13 protein-coding genes are annotated in these 12,866 nt (G+C 54.8%); 3 read left to right on the plus strand and 10 right to left on the minus strand.

All coding sequences use genetic code 11. From position 1 onward, the window contains the following. Window positions 1-7: 7 nt before the first annotated feature. From WC600_13065 to WC600_13090, 6 genes are all read right to left on the minus strand, one after another. Complete coding sequence (locus WC600_13065; protein MFA4903660.1) at window positions 8-688, minus strand: hypothetical protein; 681 nt, start codon at window positions 686-688, stop codon at window positions 8-10. 109 nt (window positions 689-797) lie between these two features. Then, complete coding sequence (locus tag WC600_13070) at window positions 798-1,043, minus strand: hypothetical protein (GenBank protein ID MFA4903661.1); 246 nt, start codon at window positions 1,041-1,043, stop codon at window positions 798-800. Between the two features lie 32 nt (window positions 1,044-1,075). After that, complete coding sequence (locus WC600_13075; GenBank protein MFA4903662.1) at window positions 1,076-1,324, minus strand: hypothetical protein; 249 nt, start codon at window positions 1,322-1,324, stop codon at window positions 1,076-1,078. Further along, on the minus strand, window positions 1,311-1,583 hold the full coding sequence (locus tag WC600_13080; protein ID MFA4903663.1) for a BrnT family toxin: 273 nt from the start codon (window positions 1,581-1,583) through the stop codon (window positions 1,311-1,313). The genes WC600_13075 and WC600_13080 overlap by 14 nt, the downstream gene beginning before the upstream one ends. An 11-nt stretch (window positions 1,584-1,594) precedes the next feature. Continuing rightward, window positions 1,595-2,371: a thiazole synthase gene (locus WC600_13085; protein ID MFA4903664.1), complete on the minus strand. Its 777-nt coding sequence runs from the start codon at window positions 2,369-2,371 to the stop codon at window positions 1,595-1,597. 161 nt (window positions 2,372-2,532) lie between these two features. After that, window positions 2,533-3,309, minus strand: a complete 777-nt coding sequence (locus WC600_13090; GenBank protein MFA4903665.1) for a HesA/MoeB/ThiF family protein — start codon at window positions 3,307-3,309, stop codon at window positions 2,533-2,535. A 176-nt stretch (window positions 3,310-3,485) separates the two neighbouring features. Here WC600_13090 and gatB point away from each other — a divergent pair, with 176 nt between their 5' ends. From gatB to WC600_13105, 3 genes are all read left to right on the plus strand, one after another. Beyond that, entirely contained in the window at window positions 3,486-4,931 is a 1,446-nt protein-coding gene (gene gatB, locus WC600_13095; GenBank protein MFA4903666.1) for an Asp-tRNA(Asn)/Glu-tRNA(Gln) amidotransferase subunit GatB, read from the plus strand. 78 nt (window positions 4,932-5,009) lie between these two features. Then, window positions 5,010-6,059, plus strand: coding sequence for an S-methyl-5-thioribose-1-phosphate isomerase (mtnA, locus tag WC600_13100; GenBank protein ID MFA4903667.1), 1,050 nt, complete (start codon window positions 5,010-5,012; stop codon window positions 6,057-6,059). 4 nt (window positions 6,060-6,063) lie between these two features. Beyond that, on the plus strand, window positions 6,064-7,005 hold the full coding sequence (locus tag WC600_13105) for a L,D-transpeptidase family protein (protein ID MFA4903668.1): 942 nt from the start codon (window positions 6,064-6,066) through the stop codon (window positions 7,003-7,005). An 836-nt stretch (window positions 7,006-7,841) separates the two neighbouring features. Here WC600_13105 and WC600_13110 read toward each other — a convergent pair. From WC600_13110 to WC600_13125, 4 genes are all read right to left on the minus strand, one after another. Then, a complete protein-coding gene (locus tag WC600_13110) occupies window positions 7,842-8,198 on the minus strand; it encodes a hypothetical protein (protein ID MFA4903669.1) in 357 nt (118 codons plus the stop codon). Window positions 8,199-8,272: 74 nt separating this feature from the next. Continuing rightward, window positions 8,273-8,566, minus strand: coding sequence for a hypothetical protein (locus WC600_13115; GenBank protein MFA4903670.1), 294 nt, complete (start codon window positions 8,564-8,566; stop codon window positions 8,273-8,275). Window positions 8,567-8,810: 244 nt separating this feature from the next. Continuing rightward, window positions 8,811-11,495, minus strand: coding sequence for a DNA polymerase I (polA, locus tag WC600_13120; protein MFA4903671.1), 2,685 nt, complete (start codon window positions 11,493-11,495; stop codon window positions 8,811-8,813). A 556-nt stretch (window positions 11,496-12,051) separates the two neighbouring features. Then, entirely contained in the window at window positions 12,052-12,630 is a 579-nt protein-coding gene (locus tag WC600_13125) for a PEP-CTERM sorting domain-containing protein (protein MFA4903672.1), read from the minus strand. Window positions 12,631-12,866 lie beyond the last annotated feature (236 nt).

Here is a 12,866-nt window from a genome sequence, read left to right on the forward strand (position 1 = left end):
TTTGTGACTACATCTCAAACGGCCACTTGTCTTTATCCCTGCACTCTTCCCAAAGGGCTTTGATAACGCTTCTGGTCGTTTCAAGCAAAACCTTACCATTTATCGCGTGGTTATCTTCATAAATCACATTTCCATTACCATTCCTGCCCTCATTGATTAAGGGAAAATCATAGTTATGTACGGCGTCGCACCTAACGTAGCGATAAAGCAACTCGGCCAGAGAGAAAAGAGGAAGTTTATCCCGTAAGTTCTGCTCGTCAAAGCCAGGGATGGCCGCTGCCACAACATTTTCAATGAACTTAGCTGGCGAAACGTATCGAGTCCCAGCTTTGATTTTATCTTCGGTTCCATAACACAGCTTCAAAGCTTCAACGATTTCCGAATGTTGTTTTAGAGCTTTGTAATTGCCATTTTCCCGGAGCTTGGAACGAGGCCACTGATAGAAGAATAGAAGATCAATTTTTTCAAAGAATTCGCGAATATCTGAATATTCGAGTACAATCTTAACGTAAGCTTCGCCGTCTCGAAGAGTTGGAAATCGCAATGCAGCAAAGGCCCCTAAATAGCAACTAAGAACCAATATGCCTTCAAGGAGATAACGTTGGTTCTCTATCAATTCATTAGCCTTTTCAACATTCTTCTCCCATTGCTTGAAATACTCATCTATAAAGAAGGTTTTGTCGGACATAGAAATCGGTCACCTCTGACAACTCAATGTAATGCCATTTTACTTTTCTGATTCGCACACAGGAGCTTGTTTACAAAAGTGTTTAAGAATTAATGAATGAATTTTCCCCTTAGTCGAAAATACCATTTGTGAGATCGTCTACAAAATCTGCTGCCCAATGTGATCCATGGCCTGCTCTATATGTTCTATACACATTAGACGATTTACGTCTCACTCTTACTTCGCCTATAATTGGTTGCACACCTAAACCATTCACTGGTTCTTCCCGCTCTGTAAGCTCAAAGTCGAATGGCTCAAGTCCATTTGACGAAATCGCATTATTGAAATCTTCTATTTCGGATTTGTCGACAATCATCTTTTATTTCCAATCAAACCCTAAGGCCAGGCTCATTCTCCCGATTTAGTGCGCCGGTTGGAGGGCTTGGTTGGTCCAGTAGCTCTCCGGGCGAGTTCAATCAGGGAGCGCAGGGCTTCATTGACCGCTTCTTCCGTGGGAAAGGCTTGGGCCACATCAGGACTGAGAAGGACCAGATTGGTGGCACTACGGGAAGCTTCCAGATACTTGCCGCGCACCCCGGGACCGAGGTCCTCACGACGATACTCCGAACGCAAATCGTCAGTCTTATCCTTCTTCATAGATTTTTACCTCTTGGCGAGTCATAACCCGCGCACTAATAATTCTAATCCGACCCTCACGATCGGTATGGGAAACGATGAGCAACCGGCCAAACCTGGAAAGGCCGAAGCTGAGGAATCGTTGTTCGTTCACAGAATGATCCGGATCAACAAAGGTTATCGCCAGTGGGTCCCCGAAAATCGTCGCTGCCTCAAGGAAGGTGACACCGTGCTTTTTTTCATTAGTTGCAGCTTTATCAGGGTCCCATTCAAATTTCATTCAGCCGTCCTTTACACCAAAAACCCCGTCAACGGCGAAGACGCGGCGGCAACTTCCCGCTCCGGGCCCAGGCCGGAGAGAAAGGCCAGGCGGCCGGCCTCTACGCCCATGGCAAAGGCCTTGGCCATGGCGGCGTGATTCTGGGCGTCGGCCAGGGCGGTGTTCACCAGGACCGCGTCCGCGCCCATTTCCATGGCCTCCGCGGCGTGCGAGGGGGCGCCCAGGCCTGCGTCCACCACCACCGGCACCGTGGCCTGCTCAATGATGATGCGGATCATGTCCCGGGTCCTGACCCCCCGGTTGCTGCCGATGGGCGCGCCCAGGGGCATGACCGTGGCGGTGCCCAGTTCTTCCAGGCGCTTGGCCAGAACGGGATCGGCCTGGATGTAAGGCAAGACCACAAAGCCAGACTTAATCAGCAGTTCGGCGGCCTTCAGGGTTTCCACCGGGTCCGGCAGCAGATACTTGGGCTCGGGAGTGAGTTCCAGCTTCACCCAGGCTGGGAGACCCATGGCCCGGGCCATTTTGGCCAGGCGCACGGCCTCATCCGCGGTTCGGGCTCCCGAGGTGTTAGGGAGAATCAGGTATTTTTCGGGGTCCAACACCGAAAGGATGCTGTCGGTTTCCGGCTGGCCCAAATCCACCCGGCGCAAGGCCACCGTGACGATTTCCGCGCCAGAGGCGGCCAGGGCGGCTTGAAGCGCCGCGGCGGAGGGGAACTTTCCTGTGCCCACCATAAGGCGGGAGCGGAACCGGCGTCCGGCGATGATTAGCGAGTCGTTCTGCATATTTATTTGCCCATCGACTATGATTAAGGAGGGCAAGTCCCTCTTTCTTAAAGGGGGATTTCGGGGGATTATCGGGAGCTTATTATAATCCCCCCTGCCCCCCCTTTAGAAAAGGGGGGAACTTCCCTCCACTTTTGCTTTCACTGCTCACTGATTACTGATTACTTTCCCTGACCGCACAGCGGACAGTCCGGCCGTTTAATCCGGGCCAGGGATTGAAATCTTCCCGCCAGCCCATCATAGGCCAGGAGCCGACGGGTCAGGTTTGATTCCCGGCCCAAGAGCAGTTTCAAGGCTTCCACCGCCTGCAGGCAGCCCATGGTGCCGGCCACTGCGCCCAGGATGCCCGACTCGCTGGAGGAGGGCACCGCCTCCGCCGAGGGCATCTCCGGCACCAGACAGCGGTAACAGGGATTCTCCGCCCCGGGCAGAGCTACCAGGAGCTTCCCATACCACCCCGTGGCCGCGGCTGACACCAGGGGAATACCGTCCCGCCAGCAGCACTCCGCCAGGAGGAAACGGGTGGGAAAGTTGTCGCTGGCGTCCAACACCACCTCAAAGCCGTGCAACACTTCCTTAACGTTGGCCGGGTTGAGGCGCTGGTCAAAAGTTTCTACCCGGCAATGGGGGTTCAGGGCCGTCAGCGCTGCTTCCGCCACGGCCACCTTCTGCCTGCCTAAGTCGGCCGACCGGTAGAGAATCTGGCGCTGGAGGTTGGACTCCTCCACCGCGTCGCCGTCCACCAGGCCCAGGCGCCCTACTCCCGCCGCCGCGAGATACAACAGCGCGGCAGAACCGATGCCTCCAGCCCCCACCACCATAACTCGGCTGGCTCGCCAGCGGGCCTGTCCTTCCCAACCCACTTGGTCCAGGAGGGTGTTCCGGGAATAGCGTACGGTTTCCTGGGAGGAAAAGTCCGCCCGCGCTTCGGTCCTCATAAGCTTCCTTGAATTTGCGGCCTTGAGCGGCCCGAACAATTGCACCTTTCCTTATTATCTTATGCAAATTATAAACTTACGCAAGTCATCCGACAACCCGGGGCGCGGGGATTTCCTCTTCAGACCACTCAAGGGCTTGCCTTGACAGACTTTCTCCATTTAGGTAACCTTCAATAATCTTAAAGGAGAAGAACGTGGAATTTGAAGCCGTCATCGGGTTGGAAGTCCACGCCCATCTGCTCACGCATAGCAAGATCTTCTGCGGCTGCGCCACCTCCTTTGGGGCCCCGCCCAACACCCACGTGTGCGAGGTCTGCCTGGGGATGCCCGGCAGCCTGCCGGTCTTAAACGAAAAGGCCGTGGAATTCGCCCTAAAAATGGCGCTGGCTACCGACTGCCGGGTCAATCCGGAGTCGGTCTTCGCCCGAAAAAATTACTTCTATCCCGATCTGCCCAAGGGCTACCAGATTTCCCAATATGAGCTGCCCCTGGCCGAGCACGGCTTTCTGGATATTAAAGTCGAAGGCCAACCCCGGCGCCTGGGCATCACCCGCATCCACATGGAAGAAGATGCGGGCAAACTTATCCACAGCGAATCCCGCCCGGTGAGCTTCGTGGATTTTAACCGCACCGGGGTGCCCTTGATCGAAATCGTCAGCGAGCCGGACATGCGCACCCCTGACGAGGCGGTGGAGTACCTCAAGGGCTTGCGAAATATCCTCCTCTACCTGGAGATTTGCGACGGCAACATGGAGGAAGGCTCGCTTAGGTGCGACGCCAATATCTCTTTGCGTCCGGTAGGGCAAACCGAACTCGGCACCAAAACCGAACTGAAGAACATGAACTCCTTCCGGTTCGTCAAAGCGGCCCTGGAATATGAAATCAAGCGGCAGCGGGCGCTGTTGGCCGCGGGTCGGGAAATCGTCCAGGAGACCCGCCTGTGGGATACGGCCGCCAATCAGACGGTGTCCATGCGGGGTAAGGAAGAGGCCCACGACTATCGCTACTTTCCTGACCCGGACCTGGTGCCCATCAAAATTTCTCAGGAGTTGATTGACCGCCTTACAAAACAACTGCCGGAATTGCCGGCGGCGCGCCTGAAGCGCTTTCAAGCGGATTATGACCTGCCCGAATACGATGCCGAGGTTCTGACTGCGGACAAAGCCCTGGCCGACTACTTCGAGGCCGGAGTCCGGGAGTTCCCTCGGCCCAAGCAGGTGAGCAACTGGATTATGTGCGAAGTCCTGCGAGAATTAAAAAAAGAAGAAGCGGGGATTGCCGCAATAAAGGTTACGCCCGCGGCCTTGGGGCAATTGTTGAAGTTGCTTGAAGCCGGTACTATCAGCGGCAAGCTGGCCAAAACCGTGTTCGAGGACATGGTGGCCACCGGCCGCGACCCCGAGGTCATCGTCCAAGAAAAAGGCCTTACCCAAATCAGCGACACCGGAGCGCTGGAGACAGCGGCTCAGGAGATTATCGACGCCCACCCCCAGGAAGTGGCCAACTACAAGGCAGGCAAGACCAAGGTCATGGGCTTTTTCGTTGGCCAACTGATGAAAAAAACCAAGGGTCAGGCCAACCCGCAATTAGCTAATGAAATTTTTCAGCGGCTTTTAGGTTAACAATCCTTTGCGCCTTCGCGCCTTGGCGAGAGACTTCACGCCAGGACGCATAGGCGCAAGATAAAATCAGGAGCATAAATGATCCCCTATTGCAGCATCTGTTGGGACATCGACAAAGTGAAGCTCCTCGACCAGCGGCGTCTGCCCGCGGAAGAGCTCTATCTGGAAATCACCGATTACCACGACGTCATCGAGGCCATCCGCACTTTGGCGATTCGGGGCGCGCCCGCCATCGGCGTGGCCGCGGCCATGGGCGCGGCGTTGGGGGCCTTGGCCTTAGAGACTCAGGACCAAGTAGAGTTCCAGGCGCGCTTTCAGAAAATCTGCCAGGAAATTGCCCAGGCCAGGCCCACCGCGGTGAACCTGTTTTGGGCCCTGGACCGCGTCCAGCGCCTGGCCCAGGCCCACGCCAATGAGTCCGTCGCGGCGCTCAAAGACCGCCTCGTGAATGAGGCCCAGACCATGCTGTCCGAAGACGAAACCACCAACCGGCACATGGCTCAGGCAGGGCACGTCTTGATCCACAACGGTCACCGGGTCCTCACCCACTGCAACACCGGGGCCCTGGCCACCGGGGCCTACGGCACCGCCCTGGGGGTGCTGCGGGCGGCCTGGGAGGCTGGCAAGCGCTTTTCGGTGTGGGTGGATGAAACCCGGCCACTCCTCCAGGGGGCTCGGCTCACCACCTGGGAGTTAGGCAAGCTGGGGATTCCCTACACCCTCATTCCCGACGGGGCCGCGGCCACGCTGATGCATCAGGGTAAAGTAGACCTGGTCATTCTGGGGGCGGACCGCATCGCTGCCAACGGGGACACCGCTAACAAGATCGGCACGTATAGCGTGGCGGTCCTGGCCCACCACCACGGCATCCCTTTTTACGTGGCGGCGCCCTTGTCCACCTTTGATTTCTCGATTCCCGACGGCAACCATATCCCGGTGGAAGAGCGCGCCGCAGAAGAGGTGACCCATCTTTGGGGGCAGGCCGTGGCGCCATTGGGAGCCCCGGCCTTGAACCTGGCCTTTGACGTTACCCCCAACGACTTGATTGCCGGCATCGTCACGGAAAAAGGCATCATGGAACCGCCCTTTACTTCCAGTTTGAAGCCTTATCGACACACCCAGGAGTAACCTGATGCGCACAATGGTCCGATGCCTCCTGTTCGCGTTAATCGTGCTCATGGCCCAACCCGTGCTGGCGGCAGGCCCTTACAACATCCGGTTCCCGGCCTCCCCCGGAGGCTGTGACCCCAATGCCGTCACCGTAGTGGGCAGCATCCAGCACTACCGCATCAAGAAAGGCGACGACCTTCTGGATCTGGCCCGTCACTATGGCCTGGGTTATTCGGAGATCGGGGTTATGTACCGCCAGTGGGATCCGTTCTTGCCTCCAGTGGGGGCGGAAATGACCATCCCCACCATGTGGATCGTGCCCAATAACCATGGCAACCAGATCATTGTCAACACCGGCGCCATGCGTCTTTACTATTTTATCAACAACAACACCCAGGTTTATACCTTCCCCATCGGCATGGGTGTCCTGGATTTCAAGACTCCCCAGGGAAAATTCCGGGTGATTGAGAAAAAAGTTAATCCCACCTGGCATATCCCTAAAAATTTGCAAAAGAAATATGAAATGGCGGCAATGCCCCCGGGGCCGGATAACCCGCTGGGCGAATACAAGCTAACCCTATCCTGGGGCGATTACGGCATTCACGGCACTGCCATGCCCTTGGGGGTGGGGCGCATGGTGAGCCACGGCTGCACCCGGATGTACCCTGAGCACATTAAGAAGCTCTTCCCTATGGTGCCCATGGGAGCCTCGGTCGAATATGTCTATGAACCGGCTTTGATTGGCTTCCGCCAGGGCCGCATTTACCTGTCGGTGCATGAAGACGTGTACTTCAAAATCCCTTCCATGATCCTTCACGTTCTGAATATGATAGAGCAGCGCGGCCTGGCCGATCAAGTTGATATGCGTAAGGTGATGCAGACGGTGGAAGAGCACTACGGTAATCCAGTGGATATCACCAAGCAAGGGGCCGGGGGCCTGGCCCTTAACGTTTCTAACGAATAGGCGAAATTTTTACTCTATCAAAAATTTCGTCAAGCTACGATAAATAGGGGCCGCTAATCCGGCCCTTTATTTTTTCCTCCGAGTCCTCCGCTTTTCCTCTTCTCTTAAAGCGATTGCCAAAAGAGCCTCTTGCAAAAGTCTCTTTTCGGTCAATATCTTATTTGGGCTTATGAGTTCGCCGGTAGCACAGGCTTTCCAGCCTGTGCTCATATAGGCTAAAGCCTGCGACTACATCATGTCCGGCAATTTTGCAAGAAGCTCAAAAGTTCTTTCCTTTTATCCCTGTCTCCCCTTGCGGGAGAAGGTCAGGGTGAGGGGTAAATACGAAATAAAAGTTTGCCAATGAGTATATAGCGTTTGCCATAAATTTATGCCGCTGGCTGATTTTTAAATCTCCATAAATCCCCCTTTTTCAAAGGGGGACTTTACAAGTAATTCCTTATAGTTCCCCCCTTTACCAAAGGGGGGTTAGGGGGGATTTGGGGTGTTAAAGTATCTTCTATTACGGAAAAAACTTTTGGCAAACGCCATAACTGTCGACTTATCCAAAAAGGCTTTCACCTGCCCATCAAGATGGATCATTTTGAACCTCTTCGTTGCTTGTCTTATATGGCGGGAAATTATCTGGTTTGGCTATCTGGAGGCGGTGGTTAATATAAAGGCAGATGTCAGATGGGTGCCAGCCTTACCCGACTTTAACGTGACTCAAATCTTCAGGAGGCAAGCAAGTTAGGGGGAGGCAACGACTGCCCCAAAAGACAGAAGGTGTGGTGAGCCCAGCTCTCCACACCTTCTGAATACGTTGGGGTTACCCCCAAAATAACTGCACTAGTGCTTTACATGGCCTGTTTGGCTTTTTTCGGTTTAGCCGGCGGGCATTTCACTGCTTTTTTCTTCTTGCCCTTTTTGGCCTTACCGTATTGTACCTTGGCGCACACTTTTTCCGCCGCGTCTTCGGCCCTGGCAGCAGCCGCCTCAGCCTTGTTGGCCGCAGCGGAAGCGCGAGGTACGGGGACTTTGGCATCTTGTGCGGCCGCTTCAGCCTTTACTACCGACGCGGCTGCCCGATCTGCAGAAGCCTTAGCCTGCTGTGAGTACATTGAACACTGATCATAGTACTGTTGGCAGCAGCCAGCACCTCCCAGCACCAGGGCAAAGACCGCGAGGAGAGCCAAGGCATAACCTTTTCTCATTGCCTTCCTCATCGATTACCCCCTTTCGGAGAGATATTTTCACTCTCCATGAGCTAAATCACCCTTGGTGCTACTTACTTCCGCATCTTCTTCATCAGACATGCTTCTGCTTTCGCAGCAGCAGCCTCAGCCCGATCAGCCGCGGCCTCAGCTTTATCAGCCGAAGCTTTCGCGTCTGCCGCCGCCATTTCGGCGTTCCGCGCCGCACTGTCCGCCTTAGCAGCCGAAGCCGCCGCCTGATCGGCGTACATCTTGGCTTCGTCTACGCTCTTCTTGCAGGCGTCGCAGCACCCCATTCCCATGGCAGCGATAAACGCCAGGAGAATGGCCCATGCAAAGCCTTTCCTTACCAAAGCTTTCCTCATCATCTATCCCCCCTTCTCAAAGAGATGGTTTAAGGTAAGTAAGATGCCCACATTTAATAATACTGGGCTGGAAATATCAAGAAAAAATGTAACCTCCTTGATATTTTTTCCTTAGACCCTTTTACTACGGTACTAAAACCCTGTTTCGATTAACTATAGGTATGGATTGAAAAATATCAAGGAAAAAGTTTCCAATTAATAATTTTTTTTTGAGGCTTTCTGAATGTCAATATTTATCACCTTGATTTTATTGATTAAACAGGTTTGCCTGCAGATTCTTTACAGAATAAAAATTCATCTCGCCCCAATTTTCTCCCACCCTGAGGTCCACTGTCAGAGGCACTTTCAACCGCACGACCCCCTCCATAACCTGCCGCACCAGTCGTGCGGTGTCCGCCAATTCAGTCCGGGGCACTTCAAATAAAAGCTCGTCATGGAGTTGCAGGAGCATCTGTCCAGATAAGCCTGCCTTCGCTAGCGCCGTTTCCACTTCCAGCATTGCTTTTTTGATGATATCCGCCGCGGTTCCCTGGAGCGGGGTGTTAATGGCGCTGCGCTCCGCCTCCTGCCGCACGATACGGTTGCTGCTGGTGAGCTGCGGCGTCTGCCGCCGGCGTCCCATGAGCGTGGTCACCCAGCCCCCCTCTCGAGCCTGCTGCAAGGTATTCTCCAAATATACCTTAACCCCGGAGTATTTGGCAAAATAACGCTGAATAAACTCACTAGCCAAGCGATTGCCCACCCCTAGCTGTTTGGCCAGGCCGAAGGCGCTCATGCCGTAAATAATGCCGAAATTGACCACCTTGGCCTGCCGGCGCATCTCCGGAGTCACCAACTCAGGATGGATGCCGAACACTACCGCTGCGGTCTGACGGTGGATGTCGATCCCGTCCTTAAAAGCCTTGAGAAGAATAGGGTCCTCAGAGAAATGGGCCAGGATGCGCAGTTCCATTTGGGAATAATCGGCGCTGAGGAATACCCGGCCGGTTTCCGGCACAAAGGCCTGGCGAATCTGCCCTCCCAACTCCCCCCGGACCGGGATGTTCTGCAAATTGGGGTCCCGGCTGGAAAGACGCCCCGTGGCCGCCACCGACTGCAGAAACGTGGTGTGCACCCGTCCGGTAGCCGGGTCCACCAACTTCAGGAGGGCGTCTACGTAGGTGGATTTGAGCTTGCCCATGCTGCGGTACTCCAGGACCTTGGCGGCGATGGGACTTTCTGAGGCCAGGGCCTGAAGCACCTCCACGTCGGTTGAGTAAGCGGTTTTGCCCCGCGTCCGCTTTTGGGGTGTGAGCTTCATTTTCTCAAAGAGGATGCGGCCCAATTGCTGGGGCGATTGGATAAGAAATTCTTCACCCGCCAGGGCATAGATTTCTTGTTCCAGCCCCTGCATCGCCCCTGCCAGGTCCTGGCCGAAGCGTCGCAGAAATTCCCGGTCCAGGAGGATCCCACGGGCCTCCATGCTCGCCAGGGTACTGACCAACGGCAATTCCAGGCCCGTATAGAGCTCCCAGAGGCCTTCCTGGCGCAGCTCCTTTTCAAGTAAGGGCCAGAGGCTGAGGGCCACCTCGGCCCGGTTGGCGGCGTACTGACAGGCCAGATCCCGGTCCAACTTAACCGCCGTGGTGGGCCGGCCCGCTAGTTCTTTGGGGCCTTGCAGAGTTATTCCCAGGTAGTGCAGCGCCACATTTTCCAGGGTCTGCTCGTACCGGCCGGGGTTGAGGAGGTATGAGGCCAGCAGAATATCGCCGGTAAGTCCCTTAAGCTTCTTCCCAAAACGATGGGCCAGGAGCAGTGCGGCCTTGAGATCCGCCCCCACTTTGGCAATCTCCGGCGCAGCCCAAAGCGGCCCCAGTTTCTCCCACACGACGGATTCCCCCGGTGTCAACGGGACATACGCAGCTTCACCGCTCTGCCAGGCCACCCCGACCCCGGCGACCTCCGCCAGCACCGGGTGCTGTTCGCTGGTGACAAAGCACAATCCCATCTCCCCTGCGTCCCCCACAGCCCTGGCTAGCCGCTCCAGCTCATCGGCCCCAAGCGCTAAGGAACAGGCCGCCGTTGGTTGGGAATCGAATCCCAAATCCTTGGTCAATTTGGTGAATTCCAGATCCACGAACAGCTGACGTAGGGTTTCACGATCCGGCGGGCCGGGGTGGAGCGCCTCCAGATCCACTTCCAACGGCACCTGGTCATCGAGTTCCGTCAACTGCCGGCTGAGCCGCGCCAATTCGGCATGTTCCTGCAATCGGGCTTTCACCGCTTTTTCTTTAAGGTCACTTATATGGGCCAGCAAATTTTCCAGGTTATGGAACCGGACGATCAACTTGAGGGCGGTCTTTTCCCCGATGCCCGGCACCCCGGGAATATTGTCGCTGGCATCTCCCGCCAAAGCCCGCACTTCCACCAGTTCTTGTGGGTCCAAGCCATATTTTTCCCTAATAGCCGCCGGGTCGTACCGCACCTCCTTCATGGGATCCCACATGTCCACCCCCTCGGCCACCAGGGGGAGGAGATCCTTGTCCCCGGAAATGATTTCAACCTCATAGCCCTGCTCCCGGGCCCGCCGCACCAAGGTGCTGATAAGATCATCGGCTTCATAGCCTTCATACACCAGGGAAGGCAGATTGAGAGCATCGATAATCTGGCGGATGTAGGGCAGCTGGGTCACCAGGGCCTCCGGCATAGGGGGCCGGTGCGCCTTGTAGTCTTTATAGAGGTTATGCCGGAAGGTGGGGCCTTTGGCGTCGAATACCAGGGCCAGATGTTGGGGTTGCCGCTCCCTGAGCACCTTGAGGAGCATAGTGGTCACCCCGTAAGTGGCGTTGGTGGGCACCCCTCGGGAATTGGACAGGGCCGGCAGAGCATGAAAGGCCCGGTAGAAATAGGAGCTGATGTCAATAAGATAGAGGACACGGGATTCTTTGGCCATGGGAAATCCTTTTCCACCTTATAGCCACTGCTGTCTCACCTGTCAACTCGAGAAGGATGCTTGTGTCCCCGCTTCAGAATTTATACAAGCTCAGACGAAAAAGGGTGCCACTACATTCAAATTGCCACTCAATAATTTCAACAACTTATGTTAGTAGAAATGCCCAAAATCGACCCCAATCGTCGAAGATGAGTCTGGGAGCGAAGCGATCCGAAGAATTTTATAATTAAGCATAAATACAAATTCTTCGCTGCGCTCAGGATGACAAAACTGCTTTTCATAGAGATCTCAGATCTTGAGAACATGGGGGAGAAGGGGGGCAGGGGGCACGCCTGGGGGTATACCGTATCCCCTTGAAATGAAACAATCTGTCGGGGCCGACCTAGGTGTCGGCCCTCCATTAGGGCGGACACGCGGGTCTGCCCCTACAGGGTTTGTCGTTTTCCAATGTGAAGAGCATTACAGGCCATCATCCCAAGGGAGGGCGGCCGTTGAGTAAAAAAGGTGTCTGGATTATAACCAGACACCCTGTAGCAAGCACGGCTACAAGAGAAATTTACCCTTGCCGGTGCTTTCTCCGGGCATAGGCCGCCAGCCCTACCAGGCCGGAGCCCAGGAGCAGCACCGTGCTGGGCAGGGGGATCACGTCAGATTTAGCATTTACAACCAACCCAGGGAAGTCGAATAAGTTTTGGAGGCCTCCGGTTTCCGTTATCTCTTTAGCAGTAGGAAATTTAAAATCAAAGGCTGCCAGTTCCCTCTCAAATCCGGTCGCCCCGTCAGAAAAAAAGGAAAGGGTGAATCGCTGTGGCACAGTTACATTGACGTCATATACCGTCAAGATGGCGAAATCGCTCACCCCCCCGCCTTCGAAAGCCGGTTCCAGCATCTTGATGCCATATTCCGCGAACTTCCCATTGTTGATAAAGTTGGCGACCAAGTTGCCGTCGATGAATACGCTTTCATTAGTCGTAGATACAGACGGGTTGCCCTGAGTTGTAAAGCCAGAGAAGGTCACCTTAGGGAGGGCGCCTTCTAAGGATTCATCAATGTTGATGGTCGGCACCGCCCAGGCTGAGGACGTGGCCAGGACCAGCAGGGCCGAGATCGTCATGACGAAATGGGTTTTCTTCATAAGAATTCCCCTTCTGCTGCGTTTCACTTACTTTCAGGTAAATATGCCCGTCGGCAATTTTACGCCGTGACAATGAACATTATTGGATAGAAAGCCTTTGACGCAGAACCTCCTTTTCCGCTTTTTTGAAGAGTAGTTTATTCGGCTGGAAGAGCGGACAATTTTTGACTGGTTTACAAGAAGAACAAAAAAAGAATTGTAACTTATCTTTTAAATTATTTTATTCCTATTGTCAA

Source organism: Desulfobaccales bacterium (genome assembly GCA_041648175.1).
Lineage (GTDB): Bacteria > Desulfobacterota > Desulfobaccia > Desulfobaccales > 0-14-0-80-60-11 > 0-14-0-80-60-11.

Bases quoted from the DNA above. Each gene is read 5' to 3' on its own strand.
- WC600_13070 (MFA4903661.1), bottom strand. From the start codon at position 1,043: ATGATTGTCGACAAATCCGAAATAGAAGATTTCAATAATGCGATTTCG.
- WC600_13115 (MFA4903670.1), bottom strand. From the start codon at position 8,566: ATGATGAGGAAAGCTTTGGTAAGGAAAGGCTTTGCATGGGCCATTCTC.
- WC600_13090 (MFA4903665.1), bottom strand. From the start codon at position 3,309: ATGAGGACCGAAGCGCGGGCGGACTTTTCCTCCCAGGAAACCGTACGC.
- polA (MFA4903671.1), bottom strand. From the start codon at position 11,495: ATGGCCAAAGAATCCCGTGTCCTCTATCTTATTGACATCAGCTCCTAT.
- WC600_13065 (MFA4903660.1), bottom strand. From the start codon at position 688: ATGTCCGACAAAACCTTCTTTATAGATGAGTATTTCAAGCAATGGGAG.
- WC600_13125 (MFA4903672.1), bottom strand. From the start codon at position 12,630: ATGAAGAAAACCCATTTCGTCATGACGATCTCGGCCCTGCTGGTCCTG.
- WC600_13075 (MFA4903662.1), bottom strand. From the start codon at position 1,324: ATGAAGAAGGATAAGACTGACGATTTGCGTTCGGAGTATCGTCGTGAG.
- WC600_13080 (MFA4903663.1), bottom strand. From the start codon at position 1,583: ATGAAATTTGAATGGGACCCTGATAAAGCTGCAACTAATGAAAAAAAG.
- WC600_13105 (MFA4903668.1), top strand. From the start codon at position 6,064: ATGCGCACAATGGTCCGATGCCTCCTGTTCGCGTTAATCGTGCTCATG.
- WC600_13085 (MFA4903664.1), bottom strand. From the start codon at position 2,371: ATGCAGAACGACTCGCTAATCATCGCCGGACGCCGGTTCCGCTCCCGC.
- WC600_13110 (MFA4903669.1), bottom strand. From the start codon at position 8,198: ATGAGAAAAGGTTATGCCTTGGCTCTCCTCGCGGTCTTTGCCCTGGTG.
- mtnA (MFA4903667.1), top strand. From the start codon at position 5,010: ATGATCCCCTATTGCAGCATCTGTTGGGACATCGACAAAGTGAAGCTC.